Here is a 22,295-nt window from a genome sequence, read left to right on the forward strand (position 1 = left end):
AAGGTGTCCTTTTTGTTTACTAAAATTATGATAAATAGAAAATAGCTTCGCGCAAAAAGCGCGAAGCTATTTTCTATTTACTGGGGTTTTGTCCCAGCCTCTTTTACGATAACTCTTCGGCACCGTCTAAACCTTATGATTATTAAATAAGTAATCAATCAAACTATTATATAAAGGGATTTCACTTGTGAACAAAAAGACTGGCAACATACCAATAATACAAATTATAGCTAGGTAAGATCCAAAAAGTCTCATGACTCCACTTGCAATCGCTTTCATTTTTGTTCGCCCCTTTCTAAGATGGAAATATTATAACACCATTTTATTTGTTCAACAATACCTAATTTCATAATTTTGTAATAATTTAAACACTAATTTTTAAATGTTATATACCACCTATCAAATTTCATTAAACCTATCGATAATAAAATCAACAAAATGCCGGCTTGCGGTTGGCATAGTTTTCTTGTTTTATAAGCAATACCTATGGTGCGGTAGATCGGAGGTGCAGTTTCTTTTTTTACAAAACGATAACTAACCTTATTTAGGACCAACTCGGATAAGATGGATATTCCCAGTCCACTTTCCACCATAGACATAATCGTATAATCATCAATAACTCGATACTCTATATTAGGTTGTAAACCATTAGCCTTGAAACTTTCCAACGGCTCACTCCAATCACCTTGGTCGAGTAAAATGAAAGGCTCTGTAGATAGTGCTTCCAAAGATGCACTGGAATGACTTGTCAGCGGATGATCACTGTTCTACAGAAAGGACTGTACGGATGCTGGACTTAATGAAAGACTTACTTATTGTCTCCGGAAGAATTGTAACCATTATCCCGTTGCTTTTCTTTATGACGTTATTCATGGGAAAACGGGCAATTGCCGAACTCCCTGTTTTTGACTTTTTAATCGTCATCATTTTAGGGGCACTAGTTGGAGCGGATATTGCCGATCCTGAGATTAACCATATACCAACAGCTTATGCGATCATCGCAATCGCATTGTTTCAACGAATTGTCGCCAACTGGAAAATCTCCAATCGAAAAATCGGCAGGTTGCTGACATTTGAACCGACCGTCGTTATTCAAGATGGAAAATTTATACATAAGAACTTGAAACAAATTCGTTATTCCATTGATAACATTCTGCAACTGCTCCGGGAGAAAGATGTATTTGATATTAGTGAAGTAGAAACAGCAGTAGTCGAACCATCTGGGGGGTTAAGTGTACTAAAAAAACCAGAAAAACAAAATATTAAAGTGGAAGATATGTATATCGCAACACCAACCTCATCGATTTCCTTTCCTGTCATCGTAGAGGGGAAAATCTATCCCGAAGTATTGAAAGAGGTTCATTTAAATGAACCTTGGTTAATCCAGCACTTGGCCGATCAAGGTATTGATAATGTGGAGGAAATCTTCTTCGCCTCTATCAATCGAAAGCTTGAATTGCATATTTCTCTAAGGAATGATGAAGACAACACATCCATTCCACCAATTTTACACTGATAATAAAAAATAAAAGGGACCACTACGGTGATCCCTTCCAACTTTACTCTTCAAATGTGTGTTTTGCTAACTCAGTGACAATCGCGTCTTGAATTGGAGTCACTGAACCACTAATATAATTGTTATTTAAAATGGAGAAAATCAGTTTCTCTCCTTCCACAGTCAATACATATCCAGATAGTGTGTTCACACTCGTTAAAGAACCTGTTTTTGCAAAGACATTCCCCTTTGTCGGCTCGGAAGTCATTCGATTACGCAACGTGCCACCAACAAATCGTTCAGACTCTCCGGCAACAGGCAAGGAGTATTCAAAATGCTCATACCATGCCTCATCCTGGATTTCATAGAGGAAGCGTGATAATTCACTAGCTGGAATATAAGTTTTATGTGACATCCCTGAACCATCACGTAGCAGGATGGATTTACCATCTACTCCGAAATTCACAGCCACATCTTCCAGCACTTCCAATCCTTTATCCCAACTTCCTTCTCCATGGACCACTTGGCCCATTTCTTTCGTCAACATTTCCCCATGACCATTATTACTCAATTTCATAAATGGAACTAAAACTTCTGATAATGGCATGGAAGTATGCGTCACTAGTAATTCTGCATCATCTGGGGTTACGCCACGCTCTACTTTGGATCGTCCAAGGAAGTCGATTCCATGCTCCTCCAAGGATTGCTTAAACACATCTGCGGCATAATAGCTCGGTTCCCATACAGAAACCCATGACCTTGACATCGAACCGTCCAGTGGCATCTTCCCTTTAATGATAATATTATTGGACCCATGTTCTCTTTCAATGGAAATGCTCTTCGACTGGCCAGCAGCAACCGTTTCCGTTTTGTTCACGATATTTACCGTATTCGTGTATGGTTCAAGATTCACCTTTGCCTTTTCTCCAGCTTTATCCGCCGCAGTCACTTCCACAATCACCGTTCCTGTATCATAATCTGCGTTCGGTGACAGATTTAACGCCGACACCTGGGCACCAGTGTAAAATGGTTCATCTGACCAATTCAGATCTTGAGAAAGTCTTACATCATCATACCAACTATCATCTGCGATTAAATTACCATTTATCTTCATAATTCCTTTGTCTTTTAATTGCTGAGCGATTTCATCAAAATCCTCTTTCAAGAGCGTAGGGTCTCCTTTGCCCTTTAAGTATAAATTTCCCTGTAACACCCTCGACCTCGGGTTACCATCCGTCCATATTTCCGTCTTAAACTGATAATCTGGACCTAGAATTTCCAACGCTGCAGCTGCCGTAAGGATTTTCATATTCGAAGCAGGGTGCAACATGATGTCACCATCGTTTGCATAAATTTCCTCTCCTGTTTCCGCATTCCGGACACTGACTCCTACTATTGAGCGATCTAGTACGGGATTATCTAGGAGCTGGTCCAGTTTTTCTTCGAGGGACAAGCCTTCTGTTACCTCAGCCACTTCATCTGATGCGACGACAAATAATTCACCTTCATGAGTGATAAAAGGTATACTTGCTAGTAATACGATGAGGATAGAAATAATGCCAACTTTAAAGCTTCTAATTTTCATAAAAACTTCCCACTTCCCCTCATATTTATTTGAATATTTATTATTATACAGATAGTTTGATAATTTTAAATAGATTTAATAGAAAACTATTCCAACTACCCAAGTTATTTTTTCTGTACCATCTATATATATGACTTAAGACCGAGAAAATATACATCAAAAAACCGGACAAGCATGAAGCCTGTCCGGTTTGGATTCAAATTTATTTAATGTTGATGGCTTTCATCTACTTCTATGTCTAGTTCCAACGGTGCCTCTTCTTCTGTACCGGGTTCCACCAGCAAGAATTGCCCCATCATACCACCATCTTCATGTTTTAATAAATGACAGTGATACATGAGCGGAAACTCCATATCCGTGTAGTCAGCAAATTCAACGACAATTTTCACACTTGCACCATGTGGGATAAATACGGTATCTTTCCTGCCACGTTCATATTCTTTAGGCTCACCGCCAGCCACTTCCAGTACCCTGAACGCTGCATTATGGATATGAAAATTATGTTCCGGCCCAAAATTATGGATTTCCCAAATTTCCGTCGTACCTGCAGCAACAACTTCATCAATCCGTTTCATGTCCATTTTCTTCCCATTTATATCATTTTCCATCGTTAAGTTGAATTGACGGATCTTTGCATCCTCTGGAACCTCTATAGGTGGGACCGAAGAAAGTTCACCACTTATCGGTTCAGATTCTGTGAGTTCATCAGCAGCAATGATTTTCAACAAATCAAATTCTCCACTTTCAATCCCGGCAGTCCCGCTGTAACTCCGAAGAATCGTCTCATCTCCCGGCTCGAATTGAACGACGATTTCCGCACGTTCTCCTGGACTTAACATGATTCGATCTAATGTTACTGGTTCGTTTAGAAGTCCAGCATCATTTCCAACGACTTGGAAAGAACGTCCGTCAGTGAATCCGAAATTATAAGCCCTGGCATTGGAGCCATTCAGCAGACGGAAACGGACTTGATTCGCAGTCACTTCAAGATATGGATCATGGGTTCCATTCACCAGTATCTCATCTCCAAGCAACCCATAGGATCCATCATCATCCCATTCTAACTGACCATCACTCGTAAACAATTTATCTTGGACAATAAGTGGGATATCATCCACACCGTATTCAGAAGGGAGTTTTTCGGAATCCTCATCATCAATAATAAACATCCCTGCAAGTCCGCGATACACGTGCTGTGCCGTATTACCATGTAGATGAGGATGGAACCAAGTGGTCGCAGCCGGCTGGTCTATCGTCCAATGAGGCTTCCACGTCTCACCCGCTTCAATCATTTGATGTGGGCCACCGTCCATCTCTGGAGGCAATAACATACCGTGCCAATGCAGTGTCGAGACTTCCCCCAAATTATTGACGACATCAAAGGACACTTGATCGCCACGGGAAACCCGAACAGTCGGACCAAGATACGAGCCATTTATTCCCCAGGTGTCTGTGTTTGTTCCTGGAAAAAATTCAGTCGTTCCCGGCCCCATCGTCAAGGTAAAATGTTTCGTACCATCTTCTAAAATTTCCGGTTCCAGCAGTTCCGGTATTTTTAATGGCTGCTCAAAATCCAACTCTCCAACATTGGTCACAATCTCATTACTACCACATCCGGCTAATCCAAAAACAAGTAGTAAACCGAGAAATAATCTATGATGTACTTTCAATAGTCTTCTAAACTTCCTCTCTATTTAATAGCTTGATAAGTTCCAATACTTTATTTTAACGTATAATCCCGGACATGTGCTATTACATAAAAAGGAAATGATAAAAATCCTGCCAACTTATGAACAATTATTGAACCTCAGTTAATTATTCGTAGCCATTCGGCCTAATGGACCGTTCTCGTCTATCATATCTTGAATATCATAAACGGATATAGGAAACATAGGAAAACCATAAACATATGGAGTGATTTCATAAAGTTGAAAGTAGATAATAAGTGCCTTGTCCGCAATATAAAAATCTTGATCAGGACGAATACCTGTAAACTCTCCCAACAGGGGGATGTCCCGCTGTTTAATTTGTTCATCGATTAAGCTAGATAGCCTTCCAACATAACCACTTCCTGGCTTGAACAAATCTTTCAGACTCACCAACTTTCCTTTCTCCAAATCAAATGTTAAGGACTTGATGATCGTCAAACCATGGGCAGCCTGGTGATGGTACGTATAATTCGATAGTGAAAGACTAAGTACTTGACGTTGATTATTTTTCAATTCATACGTACCTAGCATCTCTTGCACAGAACTCGGCATATTCCCAACTTGCTCTTGGATGAGCTGCTGGGTTTGATGTACGATGGCTTGATTAATATATCTTTCTAACTGTTGATTCTGCATACCTACTGCTTGAGGATAATACACTCTCTGATTGGGCCCGTTATTTAATACATACGTTTGAATACCGACAGGAAATATTTGGGGCATTTTGTTCATTCCTCTCCGATTTGTTAGCTTATTGTATTCATTATTTCGGGGATTGGTGTGCAAATGCCTAAGTGAGAGAAGATAAAAAAGCCGAACATCGAGTTCGGCTTTCAACCATTTCAGATTTTCTATAAAAACTATGCTCCAAATCTTTTACGGAAACCACATTTCCTACATAATTCCTCCACTGCGACCCTTCTGGAAAAACCATCAACGAGATTTTTCGCCCGATCCATTTCGATGATGTCCGAAAAGGAGTGCTCCTCAATATTACCAAGATCAATCACACCTTCACCATCGAGACAACAAGGAATTACCGTTCCATCTGCCAAAATACCAGCCTGATTCCTCAACCCATAGCAAAAGCCTTTCCCATCATCCTCTTCTTCATCTAATGAAGGCCACTTAAACTCGTAATCTTGATTGATGTACACACGGTCAGCAATTTTAATGCCGCCGCCTGGCTTAATTCGCTCTTCAACTTTATAATCCAGATTAAATTCCTCCTCAATAATCTCTAATAATTCCCGATTACGTTGTCTTTTAAGATTTTCCTCATTGTTTTGTGTCAAGTTCCATAATCTCAAAGAAATATACATTTCCGATTGGCTCGTTGCTTCTCGAATGAAAGAGAGGATAGTTCTCACATAGCCTTCCTTATCTTTATCCCTCAGAGCTGGATTGCCATCAAAACTATGTAGCGAGAAATTCAGCTGTCGGAGTGCAGGCTTGTTTAATAGTTGTTCTCTCTTCTTTTTGATCAATGTTCCATTTGTTGTGATGTGAACTTTAAAACCTTTCTCATGACTGATGTCCAACAGTTCACCAATCTTAGGGTGGAGCAGTGGCTCCCCCTTCACATGCAAGTATACATAGTCAGTGTGCGGTTTAATTTCGTCCAATCGCTTGGAATAATCCTCCAATGAAATGAATTGCTTAGGCCGTAATGTTGGTGGACAAAATACACAAGCCAAATTGCAGACACTTGTAATTTCTAAATAGACCTTCTTAAATTTCCTCAATAACAATTCACCACTTTTTCATATTTTACATTCTTATTAGAAAAATCCATCATCCCTATATAGTATAATCCATTTCATAGTTTTTTAGATGTTTATCGATAAAACGAACTGTCATAGTAATCAATTAAAAAAGGCCGCCACTTTCTATAGTGGCGAACCTACCTGAAACATTGAACCTACAACATCTTTGCAAATATATCTGCCAAGAATAAAATCAATGATGCTCCTAACGTGGAGGCAATTTGACAAAATGCCATTAATTCCATTCTTCTAGCTGCAGCCAGAACGGATACATCACCAGTCCCTCCCATGCTAATCATGCCTAATCCTGAGGTAATCGACGCTTCTATAGGATAAATGCCGACTAACTTTCCGACAAAACCTGTCATCAACATGACGCCGATAACAGTAATGCCGACAATAAGGACGAATTCAAGGGTGAATGCCTCCATGATTACATTGAGATCTGTAAATGTGATTCCAATCCCAACCAATAATGCATAGGTCCAGTTTTTCAAGACGAAGCGGAACCATGCAACTGCAGCATCTGCTAAAAATTTCGGGAGGAGATTTGTTACTTTAAATATCGCAATCATCAATATCATCAATGCAAAAGGATGGAGTGGAATAAAATTCCCTAATCCAGTTGCAAGGGTTAAAAATAATAATCCTACAAGCAAACCGATTCCTAACTGACTGATACTGTAATCTTTTTCTTTTTGTTTCTCATATTCAAAGCCTGGAATCATGACCCCATTTCCAGTCAACTTTGGATATTTATTACCAAGTCCGTTTAGCACGCTAGCAAGCACAATTGCAAATAAGTTACCTAATGCAATCGCTGGTACAAGAAGCGACATATAATAGCTTGGTTCATTGCCCAACACATCGGAGTAGATTTGAGACATTGGCACACCACCCAGCCCCATGCCTCCACCCATCAGCGGAAAAACAATGATAAGAACCGATTTGATAAAGCCTTCTCCTATAATGGAACCGACTGCTCCTCCAATTACAATTGCCGTTGCTACACCTATAATTAAAGGTATGGCAAATCGCGTTCCGGCTTTTATCAAGACTTTAGAATCAATGCTAAGAATACTGCCGGTTATCAACCCAGCTATATAAAAATTTAAAAAGCCGCTCGTTTGCATGAAATCAACAATCATACCTGATGTTTCCTCGGGCATCCAATTCATATGTACTAAAAACGCAGAGCCAAATATAGCTACAATTGCTCCACCACCAAGGTAACTACGTAAAATCGGTGTACGATCTCCAATCCAACCAAAAAACTCCCCAAGGATCATCATAATCAGGAGAGCACCTACCATACCTGCCGGTAGATTCCCTGTATACATCGCAAATAAAGTAATGAACACAATGAACAAAAACCAGCCAACAGGAATGTTGAAAATGGTTAGTTTTTCTCTACTCAATCGATCTGTCGCTTCTAGATGTGACATCTTTCTCCTCTTTTCTACACTATACTAATCTATGCTAATTTTCCCTATTTTAATACAAGTCACATATAAGGGTCAATATAAATAATTATTCAATTCATTTCATTTTGTATAATTTAATATAGACATTTATCTGAAAACAGCTAAAATAAAGGAAAGACTTTTTTGACGAGCTTAGAGAAGATTGTACAGGATGACGAGGAGGAAAATCATGAAACGTAATAAACTTGCGGTTGTAGGCGTCGGACATGTCGGATCTTATGTACTTGCCGATGCAATGAAAACGGACCTTTTTTCTGAAATAGTTGTAATTGATAAAAATAAAGATGTAGCTTTGGGTGAAGCTTTGGACCAAGCTCATGCTACGGCCCTTACTTATATGACGAATATCCATGTGTATGATGGTAGTTATGAGGATGTAAAAGACGCAGATATCATCATTATTGCTGCAGGGCCAAGCATCATCCCTACCGATAAAAATGAAAAACCGGACAGAGCACTGCTCGCAGAAGTAAATGCGGAAGTCATACGGGAAGTAATGGAAGGCATTACAGCGTACACAAAAGATGCCATCATCATTTTAATTACAAATCCATTAGATACGATGGTGTATGTAGCTGAAAATGAATTCGATTATCCAAAGGGACGGATATTCGGAACAGGAACCATGCTTGATTCCGCCCGTCTACGCCATGCGGTTGCTTCCAATTACAATATCGATCCAAAAAGTGTCACTGGTTATATGATGGGCGAACACGGAATGACTGCTTTCCCTGTCTTCAGCCGACTAAACGTTCAAGGTCTCGGCGAAAAGGAATTGGACAAACACTTCCAAGGGAAAGAACCCCTCAATCGGGAAGTATTTGGCCAGAAAGTTGTTGATGCTGCGTATCGTGTCATCACGAGCAAAGGATGGACAAACGCAGCTATTGCTCAAGCAGCGGTCACCCTGGCAAAGTCGGTCATATTGGATGAACGCAGTATTTATCCAGTCTGTACGACGTTAAATGGCCAATATGGCTATAATAGAGACGTCGCACTGAGCATGCCATGCATTATCGGTAAAAATGGTGTGGAACAGCAACTTGAGATTGAACTGGATGAAAAAGAAATGACACTGTTACATAAATCCGCAAAGTATATACAAGAAACAATGAAAATAGCAGGAACCGGTAAACACAAAAAAGTGAACTGATCGTAAATATTAAATAAACAGGGAGAGATTCCTCGTGATGTACCGATGTACAGCTCAACGTGGAATCTCTCCCTATTTTAAAACCTTATAATATTTAACCTTCTACTGTCAGCAATTGCTTTTTGCTATTTTTATTTTGATACATATTTTCATCTGCTACACTCATTTGTTCCATAACACCAAAGGAGTTATTAGCGTACTCATATCCAATTGAGATCTGTATCGGTGAATGTGTTAATCCAACTCTTTGCTGCATTTCATCTTGAACCTTTTCAACATACTGCTTTACCTGTAAAACAGTTGCGTTCGGTATAAGTACAGCAAATTCATCTCCACCGATTCTTGCCACAATCATTCCAGCTTCTGCGTGTGTGTTTAAACCATTTGCTGCTTCACGGATCAGACGGTCCCCCATTTGATGTCCATAATTATCGTTGATCTGTTTCAGTTCATCCAAGTCTGCTATGACAATTCCCATCGGAATCTTACATTGGTTGAAAAAGCTCATTTTCGACTCGAAATATTCCCGGTTTCGTACATTTGTCAGTGCATCATGAGTAGATTTATATTCTAGCTGCTCCTGTAACGCAACCATGTCATCAATGTTTCTATAAATCCCTGTTACCGCTACAAATTTTCCGTCTTTATACACGGGCCTGGCATATTCCTCAAACCAAATATACTTTCCCTCATGATTTCTGAACCGCACTTTAATAGGTTCGTTGAAATCAAGCTGTCCCAATTCCTTTTTCTTTAAGATTCCCATATCATCAGGATGGACAATGTCAAAAATCTTATCAGGATTTTGCAAGTGTTCCTCTAATGTGCCTGGACCAAGCAAGTCATCCACGGTAGGGCTTAAATACAAATAGTTCAATTTAGGAACGGTTTCACAATAATATAAAATATCACGGATATTATTTACCGTTTTTACCATTGGCTTTAATAGACTTACTTCCTGTTGTAGCTTGGCTTTCTGCTTACTTTGATACACACATGATATGAAAAGTCCTATGATTAGAATGCTAGCAAAAACGATCAATATAGAAAAACTCACTTTCTCTTTCATTGATGTGAACGAAATGATCGAACAAATACTTTTATTGATGTAATGAGAGTAATTTTCAACCAAGTTTATGCTGTATTTCCTAGTTCTTCCTCACTATATATACTTTATTTTATATATACGTTGTTTTAAAAGCAACCTATTATCAGAAGCGAGGAGAAATTTCGGACGAAGCATTCCTCATTTGAAGGAATTTTTCTCTTGACCACCGAATATTTACTATAGTCAGGGATTTTCAATTCAAAGATGAGAGGAATATAACTATGTTGCATTTAAAACCGATTACAGAGGACAACTGGTTAGAAGCTATAGCATTACGAGTCCGTGAAGATCAATCGCACTTTGTTGCACCCAACGCCGTATCGCTTGCTCAGTTGAATTTCTTAGAGGACTTCCATGCTAAAGGAATTTACTTTGAGGAAGAAATGATTGGTTTCACGCTTTACGGTTTAGACGAAGACGATCAGGAATACTGGATTTATCGCATGATGATTGACCAAAAGCACCAAGGGAAGGGGTATGGGTTAAAGAGCGTAAAACTTATCATTGATGATATCAAGAGAATAAAAGAGGGGCATCATCAGACCATCTCACTTTCTTATGAACCGACAAATGAACGTGCAAAGCGAGTATACGAGCGGATGGGATTTCGAGAATTAGAAGGGTTAGTTATTGAAGGTGAACAAGTAGCACGCTTTACTTTTTAATGTATAAAGCTAGGAGGGCCCTCCTAGCTTTTCGCATATATAACAGCTATTTCGGACATGTTTACGGCTTACCTTTTCTGTAATCTTATAAAACTGCTGATTTATGTTCATCAGTACTTCATTTTACTCAGAAGACGATTCGATAATGCTCTTTTTTGTGCTAATATCTTTTACTTTAATCCTTCTGTCTACCTGCTTCATTATTATTGTTTCCAGCAATACCACTTCTTCCATTTTTATCCCCGAAGGATCCCGGTGTGTGAACAAATCGATTCACCTGGCGATTTAAGTCCTCTGCTAACATGGCTAGATCATTAGCGTTATTCGCAACTTCCTTTATTGTATTGCTAATCTGCTCAGATGAAGCTGAAGTTTGCTCTACCCCAGCAGCTGATTCTTCAGAAATAGAAGCAATCTCCGTTACAGACACATTCATCTTTTTAGTATTCTCTGCTATGTCCAAAATGTTATTGGATACTACTTGAACATGGCTCGTCATTTCTGTTAAGGCATGACCAATTACATTAAAAGTTTCTTGTGTTGTTTCAATTTGCTTCGTTCCTTTAGCAACTTCTACATACCCATCCTCGAGCGACTCTGTAACTAAACTAGATTCATATTGGATATCATGCACGATAGAGGTAATATCTGAAACGGAAGTCGATACCTGTTCTGCCAGCCTCCTGACTTCATCAGCCACTATCGCAAAACCTCTGCCTTGTTCTCCTGCTCTAGCAGCTTCAATTGCAGCGTTCAATGCAAGTAAATTCGTTTGGTCAGCGATCTCCTGTATAACAGAAACCAATCTGGATATCTTATCTGACTTTTCATCCAACCCCCTCACCTTACCCACTGCATCCTTAACAATCCCATCAATTCTGAACATTTGCTGACTGGAAGCCCGCATCAATTCACTGCCTTCATTTGTCATATGCAACAAATCGCTGGAAGCTTTTTGGATTCGATAACCATTATTTTTAGCCTCTTCAACTTTTGTAGAGAAAGCTACCATGATGGATGCCAATTCACTCGTTCTTATAGCCTGGGTTTCCGTTCCACCAGCCAATTCTTGCATCGTAGTAGAGATTTGTAAGGAACCGATATCCACCTCTTTTGCTGAACGGGATAATATTTCACTCTGTCTTGAAATGGATAGGGAAGCGTTGTTAATTTCACTGATCAAGTCGCGTATATTCTTGCTCATTTCATTTGTAGACATAACAAGCTGGGCCATCTCATCTTTTGATTTCACTTTTAAAGGTTCGTGACTGAGATTTCCACTTGCAATTAATTTTAATCGCTCCATTACCTTTTTAACTGGAGTCGTGATGCTAGCGGAAGTTACAAATGCCGCAACTATACTGATCATGATGACGATTAAAAGTGCGATTAATGCGATATAGAGGGTCAAATTCCCATTTTTGATGATATTTTTACCTTGATGTTGAATGATAACTTCACTTTCTACCGCTAACTCTTCAAAACCTTCCATAATTTGTCGAGCTTCTTTTGACGATATCGTAAGATTTAAAGTAGCTTGTTCTATATTGCCATTTTCAAATTCAGTAAATACATCCTGTTCCACAGCCGATCTCCATTCAGCAGCTCGTCCGATAAGTTCCTCAAATTCAGCTGATGCACCAATCTCTTGCACAATCTTTTCGTAATGTTGGGCCTTCTTTGTCTCGTCTTCAAATATATCTTTATAATCATTATAACCAAATAAGACATAACCACTGGCCAATCCAATCCCGTTAGCCATTCTAATAGCCATCTGCTCACTTGCTATCAGCAATTGAAGATCTTTATTAATCATACTTTCTGTATCCATATTAACATCACTGACAGAATAATAGATATACATACCAAAGATAAGAAATAATAAAATGACAAAAGAAAAACCACCTAAGATTTTCATTTTCAAGCTCTTAAAAGTAAATAAATTTCTCATGTATTATTCCTCATTTCAACAAAGGATATTTTATGAAAGCATGATAAAGAACCACAAGCTTTAATTCTTACAAAGAGTGAATTTCTCCTAATAAAAACGAGCCAACTATTTATCATAGCTGACTCGTTTCATTCTTGAATTCAAATTTGATTTTATGCTCGCTGTTTCCGAGTGTATACATCAAATATAACGGCGAGGGCCAACACCCCACCACGGATGATATATTGAGGGGCTATCCCTACTCCCATCAAGTTCATCCCGTTGGTTAATGTCGCCATAACGAGTGCACCGATAATAGCTCCTGTTACTTTACCAACACCACCCGCAGCGGAAACACCCCCAACAAAGGCTGCTGCAATGGCATCAAGCTCAAATAGTGTACCCGCTGTTGTTGTAGCAGACTGTAAACGGGAAGTGTATAAAATACCGGATAAGGCGGATAGCATCCCCATCGAACCGAAAACGAGCAATGTAATCTTACTCACATTGATTCCGCTCAGATGCGCCGCTTCCGGATTACTACCTACCGCATAAATATGTCTTCCTAAAACTGTTTTCGTTGTAATAAAATGATAGATGAATACCACAAGAAGCATGATGATGACTGTCCAAGATAATCCGTTGTAACTTGCCAATACCCATGTAATATAACCGATAATAGCTGATACAAAAACAAGTTGGAGGATAAATATTTCCTTCGATACCACTTCAAAGTTATATTTTATTTTATTTCTTCGGTTTTTAATCATACTGTATATGTAGAACACAATCGCTAATGCACCAACTAATAAAGATAGTAGATGAACTCCACCAACTACCATGAGCGATGGAATATATCCATTTCCAATCGCATTAAACATATCATCATCAATAATGATGGTTCCTGTCTTTTCCGTTGCTAATAGAATAGCACCTCGATAAATAAGCCAACCAGCCAATGTAGCAACGAAGGCAGGTATTCCTACTTTAGCAACTAGAATACCCGTTATGGATCCAGCAGCAATTCCTAAAACTAAAATAATTGGAATGACGATATAAACTGGCATTCCTACTTGCATCAGTAATATCGCTGCAATCGCACCAAGGAATCCAGCTAGGAAACCGATAGATAAGTCAATATGTCTAATGACGATGACTAACATGACACCAACAGCTAAAACAGCAATATACCCAGCAGAATCTAATAAATTACTAATATTCCTTGATGACATGAATAGGCCATCTGTCAGAATCGTAAAAGTAACCATAATCACGAGTAAAGCGATGTACATACCGTAATCCCGGATATTATCTTTAATTAAATGCTTCGCTTCATTCAATAGTTTCATTGCACTAACCTCCTATTGCGTAGCAAGTTGCATGATTTTTTCTTGATCGGCTTCCGCAGCCGACAACTCCCCTTTGATTTCTCCCTCAGCCATCACATAAATCCGGTCACTCATCCCTAAAACTTCACCAAGTTCTGAAGAAATCATAATAATACTCATGCCTTGAGCTATCAGTTCATTCATTACGGAATAAATTTCAAATTTAGCACCAACGTCAATTCCTCTCGTTGGTTCATCTAAGATAAGTAACTTAGGCCCTACGAACAGCCATTTACTTAATGAAACCTTTTGTTGGTTACCACCACTCAAATTACCGACGACCTGCTGTATGGAGGAAGCTTTAATGCCTATGGAAGTTTTATAATGATCGGCAACTTTGATTTCCTCATTTTCATTAATAACCCCATTCGCAGATATACCTTTCAGGTTGGCTGCAGAGATATTATTCTTAATATCTTGCAGTAAAAATAACCCATCTCCCTTACGATCTTCCGTAACATAAGCAATTCCTGCTTTAATAGCCTGTTCTGTATGCCTCAATAGGACAGGACGTCCTTCCACATATAAATCCCCTTGTATTTTGTAAGACTTGGAATTCCCGAAAATACTGAGAGCCAGCTCTGTTCGCCCAGAGCCCATTAAGCCCGCTATTCCAACAATTTCACCTTTCCTCACATGTAAATTAACATTCTTGGAAACGTTACGGCCTAGTTGCGGATCATAAGCAGTCCAGTTGGATAATTCAAGAACGTTATCACCAAAGTCTTTTTTTGCTCTTTTCGGATAAATATCCTCAATTTCACGACCAACCATATTTTTAATGATTGTATTCTCATTAATCTCACCCTTAGCTGCATCTAAGGTACAAATCGTCTCTCCATCCCGAATGACAGTTGCCTTATCCGCAATGGAGATCACTTCCTTCAATTTGTGTGAAATCATAATACAGGTGATTCCTTGCTTCTTCAATTCGCGCAACAAGCTTAATAGATTTTCACTATCATCCTCATTAAGCGCTGCTGTCGGTTCGTCTAAAATCAGTAATTTTACATCTTTACTCAATGCTTTCGCAATCTCAATCAATTGCTGTTTACCTACACCTAAATCCTTAATCAAGGTTTCAGGGTTCACTTTAAGATTAACTTTTTCAAGCAATCTTTTAGATTCAACGATAGTTTGATTAAAATCTAACACTCCACCATGATTCACTTCGTTTCCAATAAAGATATTTTCATATACCGGAAGATCGGGAAATAGTGCAAGCTCTTGATAGATAATGACGATTCCAGCCTCAACACTATCGTTGATTTTGTTAAATCGTTGAACCTCACCATTAAATACAATATCACCCTCATAGGTTCCATATGGATAAACACCGCTTAGTATTTTCATTAAGGTAGACTTTCCAGCCCCATTTTCACCAACCAAGCAATGAATCTCACCTTTTTCCACCTTGAAATTCACACCACTGAGCGCTTTGACTCCTGTAAATTCCTTCGTGATCTGTTTCATTTCGAGAATATATTCGCTCATTTTATTCCTCCTCGACCAAATAACTATGGTAAAAGTGAATAGTGACAGATGGTTAATCTATCACTATTCTTTAAGATTACTAGTTATTTTCGTTTTATAGCCCAGAGAATTCACTTGCTTCATAGTAACCGGAGTCAATGAGTTCACTCTTTACATTCTTTTGTTCCACTACAATGACATCTGTTTGTTTTGCTGAAACCTCTTTACTTCCGTTATCATAAGTACCTGTTGTTTCAGGTGTTTCACCTTTAAGGATGTCAACAGCCATACCCATCGCATCGACAACAAGTGTGCGTACATCTTTAAATACAGTCATCGATTGTTTACCATCAATAATATATTGAATAGAAGCCTTCTCAGCGTCTTGTCCAGTCACTACAAAGCTTGAAATATCAGGATCAGTTCCAAAAACATCCGCTATTGCACGGGAAGTACCATCGTTCGGAGCAAGAATGGCAACATCACCTTTTAAGTCTGTACTAGCAGCAGTCAAGTGCGTTTGAGCTTTGTTTTTAGACTCGTTCGGATCCCAGTTTGTCGTAACCTGGCCAAGAATTCTTCCTAATTCATCCCTCGAAAGCTCTGCCTTATCCTTTAGACTTTCTGCTTCACTAGAGTTTGCAATCACAAATGTTCCATCAGCGATTTTCGGCTGTAACTTATTCCATGCACCCTCGAAGAATAAGAATGCGTTATTATCCGAAGCCGCTCCTGCATAAAGGTATAGCGGTATTCCTTTTCCGTCACCAGCATTATCAATTAAGTATTGCCCTTGAGCTTCACCAACCGCAACACTGTCAAATGTTACGTAATAATCAACTGCATCTGTATCTGTGATGAGTCGATCATAAGCAATTACAGTAATATCATCTTTCTTAGCAGCCTCCACCGCAGCTCCAGCTGCTGCACCATCATGTGGGGCAATAATCAATACATCAATACCTTTACTAATAAGTGTTTCTACATTTTCCTTTTCTTTAGCGGAGGAACCCTGACTGAATAAAATCTCTGTTGAGTACTCCGTGTCTTTTAATGCATCATTAAAGCGTGCCTCATCTTGAACCCATCTAGGTTCATCTTTGGTAGGTAAAACAATTCCAATGTTTACCTTTCCACCTTTAGATCCTTCATTTCCACCTTCAGCACTCGTCTCTCCATCATCACTACAACCTACTGCTACAACTGCCATTAGTATCGCAACTAGTAAAACAGAAACCAATTTAAACTTTTTCATATTAACCCCCCTGTTGAATACTATATTCATTACCTTCTTTTTTAGAATAGCAGTCCTTTCAACCTATGTATGCGCTTACTTGTGGTAATAAATTATCATTATCTGTATTTTTTTAAATTCGACTTGGATACCTAGAAAAACATTAAAAACCACCAGGTTCTTAACCTGGTGGTTCAGTTAAAATTCATTCATTGTTTTTCTGATATACATCTTGTTTAGAATGGAAGCCATCCGCGATGATGGTGTCGTCTATATTGTGGCTATCAACGACAATAGGGGCAAGGAGAATCGATGGTACCTCTGATTTTCCATTGTTTATCATGCTTTCTCCTGTCACTTCCTCCCCTTTAGCAAGCTTGACAGCTACTTCAGCTGCGAGATCTGCCAATGGCTTTAACGGCTTATATACGGTTAACGTTTGAGTCCCCATCACAATCCGTTGTGCACCCGCAAGATCTGCATCCTGTCCCGCAACAGGGACTGCCCCTGCAAGACCTTGTTCTGCCAATGCTTCAATTGCTTTTCCCGCTGTCGCATCATTTGCAGCAATTACGGCATCAATGTCATTGTCATTTGCCTTTAAAGCCTCTTCCATACTTTCATATGCTTTTTCAGGTAGCCAATCCTTTGACCATTGATCATAAACAACGTTGATATCCCCTTTTTCGATGAAAGGGTGAAGTACGTTGAATACTCCCTTTTTAATTAAATGGGCATTGTAATCAGTGTCTGCACCACCTATGTAGACATAATTCCCTTCAGGAACGAGTTCAGTGATTGCATCAGCTTGCAATTCTCCAATCATTTCATTGTTATACGATATATAAAAATCAATTTCAGAATTACGAACTAGCCTGTCATAAGATACCACCTTAATACCTGCCGAGTGGGCCTTTTTCACAATCATCGCAGTGGACTCTGCATTATGCGGGACGATGACCAATAAATCGATGCCTTCGTTTATTAGTGTTTCTGCTTGTAGTATTTGTAAAGCATCGTCTCCTTCAGAAGCAAATATCTTCACTTCCGCCCCCAATGCCTCAACCGCTTTACGAAACAGTTCCCGATCCCTTACCCACCTATCCTCTGCTAAAGTGTCCATAGAAAAGCCAATCGTAATTTGATCATCTGCTTCTGTCGTATTCCTGGTAGTCTCTACTTGTGATGAGGATTTCACATTTTCATCACCATGCACAGTGTTGCTTTTATTCGATTCACAAGATGTAAGTAAAAGAAGTACTAGGAGGACCAAAAACAGGATATTGACCATCAAATAGCTCGATTTCATTCCATTCACCCCTTTTCTATGTCCTTTCCGTCTTAGCAACCAGCAACGACTTTCTATATTCGGTCGGAGATACTCCATATACTTTTCTAAAAACCTTGCTAAAGTAATTCGGGTCTTGATAGCCAATCTCAAACGTAACTTCCTTTAAACTTTTTTCAGGATCCAACATCAACTTCCTTGCATGCTCTAAGCGACATTCTGTCAAAAAGGTAATATAGTTCACACCTAACTGTTCTTTAAAAAGCTTACTAATGTAAATAGGGCTCAGTTTGAACTTTTGCGCAATCCCATCTAAGGAAATCTGTTTATGCGAGTTTTCCACGATATACTGCCTAACCTGTTTAATCGTGTCATCTTCCACTTGGTTCTGGTATTTGATGAAAGACTGCTTCATTTGGTTGAGCAAATGAAGCGACTCCGTTCGCAATTGTTTAAAATCATTTATTTGTACAAAATATAAAGGGGAATCTAGTTCAACTCCGATCTCATTCAACACCCTTGAGGCAACCCATAGTATTTCCAAGACTCGTTGCTGGGCTTCTAAAAGATGGACACCGTTTTTTTCATGAAACTCAATAATACCTATTATTTCCTCGGAAATATCCTGCCATTGACCATTTCGAATTTGATCAAACAATTGACTTTCATGCTTTTTCGAATGATATCCTTTATTAATCGTATCAGCTACTGGAATATCAGAATAAAAACGATATTTTACAGGTAAGGAGCTGTCTTTCGTAGCTATAAGTGATTCTTGGTACGATTGACGTATCGTGTCCAATGAATGACAGACATTCCCTATTCCGATGAACCAACCTTCTTTATCAGTTGTGGTTGCTACAGATAAAACCTCTCTTGCAAGTGTAATCGCTTGAGAGCGAAAAGACTCATCAGGTTTCCTAAACACAATAATAGGGATTTGTCGTCCATACAATGTACCAACCCATGCACTTCCTATTTTTCTGACACGTTGTTTAATTTCTGCATACAGACTTTTTGAATCATGCGGTAATAAGATACTCATCACAAACTTTTCACTTGTCATCGGTGTATCTAATAATTCCACTAACTCCTCCAAATGGACTTCATGTACATGGTCGAATAATAACTGTGTTACAACATCCGTTTCTACGATTGTTAATGCCTTCTGTAAAACAGTTTGTTGCTGGATGCTCTTTTCCTTTAATTTCTTTTCCTCTTTTATTTTGCTCATCACTCTGCTGACCGCTTTTACGACTTCACTTGCTTTACTTGGCTTGAGCAAGTAATCTTTCACACCTAACTTCATTGCCGATTTGGCGTAATCAAATTCAGCATAGGCCGTAATCATGATAAACTTGATATAGGGATCTATTTCCATCATTTTCTGTATCGTTTCAAGGCCGTTCATTCCCGGCATCTTAATATCCATCAACACCAATTCTGGCTGAAATGTAATAGCCTTTTCTAATGCAATCTTCCCATTTCTTGCATCTTCAATTTGAATCTCGGGGAAGTTCTTGGATACTATTGCTTGTAATCCTTCCCTCACAATCTGTTCATCGTCAACTATCAGGAGTCGTTTCACTGTCTTCCACTCTCCCCGTTTTTGGTATTTTCAAAATAATCTTTGTTCCGATTCCCACTTTGCTTTCGATATCAAAAACATCATGATTGTTATAGAACAAACTTAATCGTTTCACGACATTACTAATCCCGATTCCCGTAAAATGCCCTTCCGACTTTGTCTTTTTCAATTGAAGCATCTGCTGTACTTTTTCTTCCGTCATCCCCGGCCCATCATCTTCAATTTCTATTCTCACATGTTCAAGCTCCTCGATAATGCGGAACCAAATACTTCCTCCATCTTCAACCGGCTCGATCGCATGTATGATAGCGTTTTCAACAATCGGCTGTAAAGTTAACCGAGGAATTTGTACGTCTAAACACGATTCATCAATATCCAAATGAAATTGCAGCCGATCAATGAATCTTATATTTTGTATATTCATGTATTGATTCAATACCTGCACCTCTTCAAAAAGCGAGGCGGAATTCTCCAGCTTGTTCAGATTATAGCGCAGAAGCTCTGCAACATTGACTAACAGATCACTAGTTTCTTCTGCATCTTCTATATATGCCTTTTTAGATAGCATGTCCAGTGTATTATAAAGAAAGTGAGGGTTGATTTGACTTTGCAAACTACGAAGTTGACTTTCTTGCAGTAACAGTTTGCTTTGCTGAAGCTCATTTTCCAACTGTGCCTTCTGTTTGATTTCAGATAAATAATTATTAATATTAATCCGCATCTTATCGAACATTTTAGCTAAAAATGAGATTTCATCATTTGAATTAACCTCCACCTCTAAATCAAAACGTCCTAAAGACAGCTCATGTGCTGCTTGAGTCAATTCATTGATTGGTTTTGTTATTCTTTTGGAAAACAGATGCGCAAATAACAGTAATAACATCGTAATTAGAGGTAATAACCAAATTCCCAGTTTGAGTAACTCCTCTGAATTGTTAATCATGCTGCGGTAAACACGTTCATACGTATTGAGTTCCTTGTCGATGATCGTAAGAGTCATTTCAGAAATATATTTTGAAATACGACTTGCCTCTGACAGCGCATTCAAATAATCTTCTGTTTGTTGCTCTGAACGTGCCAAAACAGATTGTTCCATGATTTCAACTAAACTATCTATTAAATTTTCATAGCTTGTCAGTACATAATTATTATCCGTATTCCTGAATTTCATGACCTCGTCCTTCGTGCTGAGGATCTTAGTTTTACTTTTATTTATCTCATCCAAATTAGCTGCTGTTGGATCAATGATATAATTATTGAGGGTTGCCACAATTTGCTGACTTTCATTAGTTACCTCATTCATTATTAAATAGCGTTCTAGTATATTGTTGTACTGGTACTGCATTTTTTGATTGTAATAGGTTAACGAAGTCCAAATAATCACCATAATGAACAAAACAGCTATTACGAGTACCAGTATCTTTTTCTGGATACTGTTCATTTTTCATCATTCGCCTTTATAATCTTAATGTCCGTTTGATATCCTTCCAAATCAAGGGGCACTTTCTTATTATTAAGCCAGTCCAAAATCAGCTTCACACTCATCTTTCCCATCTCTTCAGGGGCCTGCTCAATGATTCCATCAACCTTGCCCTGTTTTAGTAATGTGATTGATTCATAATCATCATCAAAAGAATAAATAAAATAAGGCTCAATTTGTGATCTTCTTTCTATCTCATTAATCATGGCAGCAAGTATTTCCACGTTGACTACGATAAAAGCATTTATATTAGGATTTCGGTTCAAGACATCTTTCGTAGTTGCAATGACTTCTTTCCTCGTATCCTCTGTTTCAATATAATGAATATCGATAGTTGGATACCTTTGCAGCACCTCTCTAATGCCTTCTAATCGCTGTTCTTGGAAGTATTGATGCTGTTTATCAATCATAACAGCTACTTCTCCAACCGTGCCCATATCTGCTATTAATTGCTCCCCAATCATTTTTCCAGCTTCATAATGGTTCGATCCTACATATGATTTCCTAAGACTATCTCCCATCGTAACATCATTGGCAACAGTTATAATAGGAATTCCGTATGAAGCAGCTTTTATTTTGGTCAAGTTTTTAAACTCATCTGTGTCCAGCCCTTGTAGAATAATTCCATCCATTTGTGAATAGATAGCGATTTCAATTTGCTTCAAAAACTCTTCTTGATTGTTGCCGTAGCTTCCCCAAACTTCTAGACTAACCCCTTCCTTCTCCGCTTCATCCATTGCACCAGTTGCAACCTTGTCCCAAAAAGGAGTCTCAAGTTCCTGAGTGATTAATACGAGTCGTTGCTTCGTATCCACCTGTTCCGTTGATTGAGGCAACTCCCAATCCGTCTTAAACACTTTACTTGCTGACACAATCGTAAAATAAGATAGGGTAAGACAAACACAAATGAAGATTACGATAGCTAATTTACGCAATAAAACCCATCACC

18 protein-coding genes are annotated in these 22,295 nt (G+C 38.8%); 3 read left to right on the top strand and 15 right to left on the bottom strand.

Annotated elements, in window-relative coordinates:
- Positions 1 to 371: 371 nt before the first annotated feature.
- On the bottom strand, positions 372 to 728 hold the full coding sequence (locus tag ACFSBH_RS16115; protein ID WP_379598579.1) for a LysR family transcriptional regulator substrate-binding protein: 357 nt from the start codon (positions 726 to 728) through the stop codon (positions 372 to 374).
- 59 nt (positions 729 to 787) lie between these two features.
- Between ACFSBH_RS16115 and ACFSBH_RS16120 the strand changes: the two genes are divergently transcribed.
- Positions 788 to 1,516 carry a DUF421 domain-containing protein gene (locus ACFSBH_RS16120; RefSeq protein ID WP_379598600.1) on the top strand — a complete coding sequence of 243 codons (729 nt, stop codon included), beginning with the start codon at positions 788 to 790 and terminating at the stop codon, positions 1,514 to 1,516.
- Between the two features lie 43 nt (positions 1,517 to 1,559).
- Here ACFSBH_RS16120 and dacB read toward each other — a convergent pair whose 3' ends face one another.
- From dacB to ACFSBH_RS16145, 5 genes are all read right to left on the bottom strand, one after another.
- On the bottom strand, positions 1,560 to 3,080 hold the full coding sequence (dacB, locus tag ACFSBH_RS16125; protein ID WP_379598581.1) for a D-alanyl-D-alanine carboxypeptidase/D-alanyl-D-alanine endopeptidase: 1,521 nt from the start codon (positions 3,078 to 3,080) through the stop codon (positions 1,560 to 1,562).
- A gap of 206 nt (positions 3,081 to 3,286) precedes the next feature.
- On the bottom strand, positions 3,287 to 4,750 hold the full coding sequence (locus ACFSBH_RS16130) for a multicopper oxidase family protein (protein ID WP_251514325.1): 1,464 nt from the start codon (positions 4,748 to 4,750) through the stop codon (positions 3,287 to 3,289).
- A gap of 141 nt (positions 4,751 to 4,891) precedes the next feature.
- Positions 4,892 to 5,512 (bottom strand): DUF3298 and DUF4163 domain-containing protein, encoded by a 621-nt coding sequence (locus ACFSBH_RS16135; RefSeq protein ID WP_251514323.1) that lies wholly within the window; start codon positions 5,510 to 5,512, stop codon positions 4,892 to 4,894.
- A gap of 137 nt (positions 5,513 to 5,649) precedes the next feature.
- A complete protein-coding gene (locus ACFSBH_RS16140) occupies positions 5,650 to 6,534 on the bottom strand; it encodes a radical SAM/SPASM domain-containing protein (RefSeq protein ID WP_251514321.1) in 885 nt (294 codons plus the stop codon).
- Positions 6,535 to 6,710: 176 nt separating this feature from the next.
- Positions 6,711 to 8,000, bottom strand: a complete 1,290-nt coding sequence (locus ACFSBH_RS16145) for a 2-hydroxycarboxylate transporter family protein (RefSeq protein WP_251514318.1) — start codon at positions 7,998 to 8,000, stop codon at positions 6,711 to 6,713.
- A 208-nt stretch (positions 8,001 to 8,208) separates the two neighbouring features.
- On the opposite strand from ACFSBH_RS16145, the gene ACFSBH_RS16150 reads away from it, so the two are divergent.
- Entirely contained in the window at positions 8,209 to 9,192 is a 984-nt protein-coding gene (locus ACFSBH_RS16150; protein WP_251514316.1) for an L-lactate dehydrogenase, read from the top strand.
- 94 nt (positions 9,193 to 9,286) lie between these two features.
- Here ACFSBH_RS16150 and ACFSBH_RS16155 read toward each other — a convergent pair whose 3' ends face one another.
- Positions 9,287 to 10,129 carry a sensor domain-containing diguanylate cyclase gene (locus ACFSBH_RS16155; RefSeq protein ID WP_379598585.1) on the bottom strand — a complete coding sequence of 281 codons (843 nt, stop codon included), beginning with the start codon at positions 10,127 to 10,129 and terminating at the stop codon, positions 9,287 to 9,289.
- 392 nt (positions 10,130 to 10,521) lie between these two features.
- Here ACFSBH_RS16155 and ACFSBH_RS16160 point away from each other — a divergent pair, with 392 nt between their 5' ends.
- The gene (locus ACFSBH_RS16160; protein ID WP_251514311.1) at positions 10,522 to 10,965 is read left to right on the top strand and encodes a GNAT family N-acetyltransferase; all 444 of its coding nucleotides are present in this window, start codon (positions 10,522 to 10,524) and stop codon (positions 10,963 to 10,965) included.
- Positions 10,966 to 11,140: 175 nt separating this feature from the next.
- Here ACFSBH_RS16160 and ACFSBH_RS16165 read toward each other — a convergent pair whose 3' ends face one another.
- The 8 genes from ACFSBH_RS16165 to ACFSBH_RS16200 form a co-directional block, all read right to left on the bottom strand.
- On the bottom strand, positions 11,141 to 12,916 hold the full coding sequence (locus ACFSBH_RS16165) for a methyl-accepting chemotaxis protein (RefSeq protein ID WP_251514308.1): 1,776 nt from the start codon (positions 12,914 to 12,916) through the stop codon (positions 11,141 to 11,143).
- Positions 12,917 to 13,068: 152 nt separating this feature from the next.
- The gene (locus ACFSBH_RS16170; protein ID WP_251514306.1) at positions 13,069 to 14,244 is read right to left on the bottom strand and encodes a sugar ABC transporter permease; all 1,176 of its coding nucleotides are present in this window, start codon (positions 14,242 to 14,244) and stop codon (positions 13,069 to 13,071) included.
- 12 nt (positions 14,245 to 14,256) lie between these two features.
- Entirely contained in the window at positions 14,257 to 15,777 is a 1,521-nt protein-coding gene (locus tag ACFSBH_RS16175) for an ATP-binding cassette domain-containing protein (protein ID WP_251514303.1), read from the bottom strand.
- Between the two features lie 94 nt (positions 15,778 to 15,871).
- Entirely contained in the window at positions 15,872 to 17,011 is a 1,140-nt protein-coding gene (locus tag ACFSBH_RS16180; protein WP_251514301.1) for a sugar ABC transporter substrate-binding protein, read from the bottom strand.
- Positions 17,012 to 17,195: 184 nt separating this feature from the next.
- Positions 17,196 to 18,299, bottom strand: a complete 1,104-nt coding sequence (locus ACFSBH_RS16185) for a sugar ABC transporter substrate-binding protein (protein WP_251514299.1) — start codon at positions 18,297 to 18,299, stop codon at positions 17,196 to 17,198.
- A gap of 16 nt (positions 18,300 to 18,315) precedes the next feature.
- On the bottom strand, positions 18,316 to 19,866 hold the full coding sequence (locus ACFSBH_RS16190) for a response regulator (protein WP_379598589.1): 1,551 nt from the start codon (positions 19,864 to 19,866) through the stop codon (positions 18,316 to 18,318).
- On the bottom strand, positions 19,844 to 21,307 hold the full coding sequence (locus ACFSBH_RS16195) for a sensor histidine kinase (RefSeq protein ID WP_379598591.1): 1,464 nt from the start codon (positions 21,305 to 21,307) through the stop codon (positions 19,844 to 19,846). Before ACFSBH_RS16195 ends, ACFSBH_RS16190 begins: the two co-directional genes overlap by 23 nt.
- Positions 21,304 to 22,281 (bottom strand): substrate-binding domain-containing protein, encoded by a 978-nt coding sequence (locus ACFSBH_RS16200; RefSeq protein WP_379598593.1) that lies wholly within the window; start codon positions 22,279 to 22,281, stop codon positions 21,304 to 21,306. The genes ACFSBH_RS16195 and ACFSBH_RS16200 overlap by 4 nt, the downstream gene beginning before the upstream one ends.
- Positions 22,282 to 22,295: the final 14 nt, after the last annotated feature.

The sequence above is a fragment of the Oceanobacillus luteolus genome, assembly GCF_042678205.1.
Lineage (GTDB): Bacteria > Bacillota > Bacilli > Bacillales > Amphibacillaceae > Oceanobacillus > Oceanobacillus luteolus.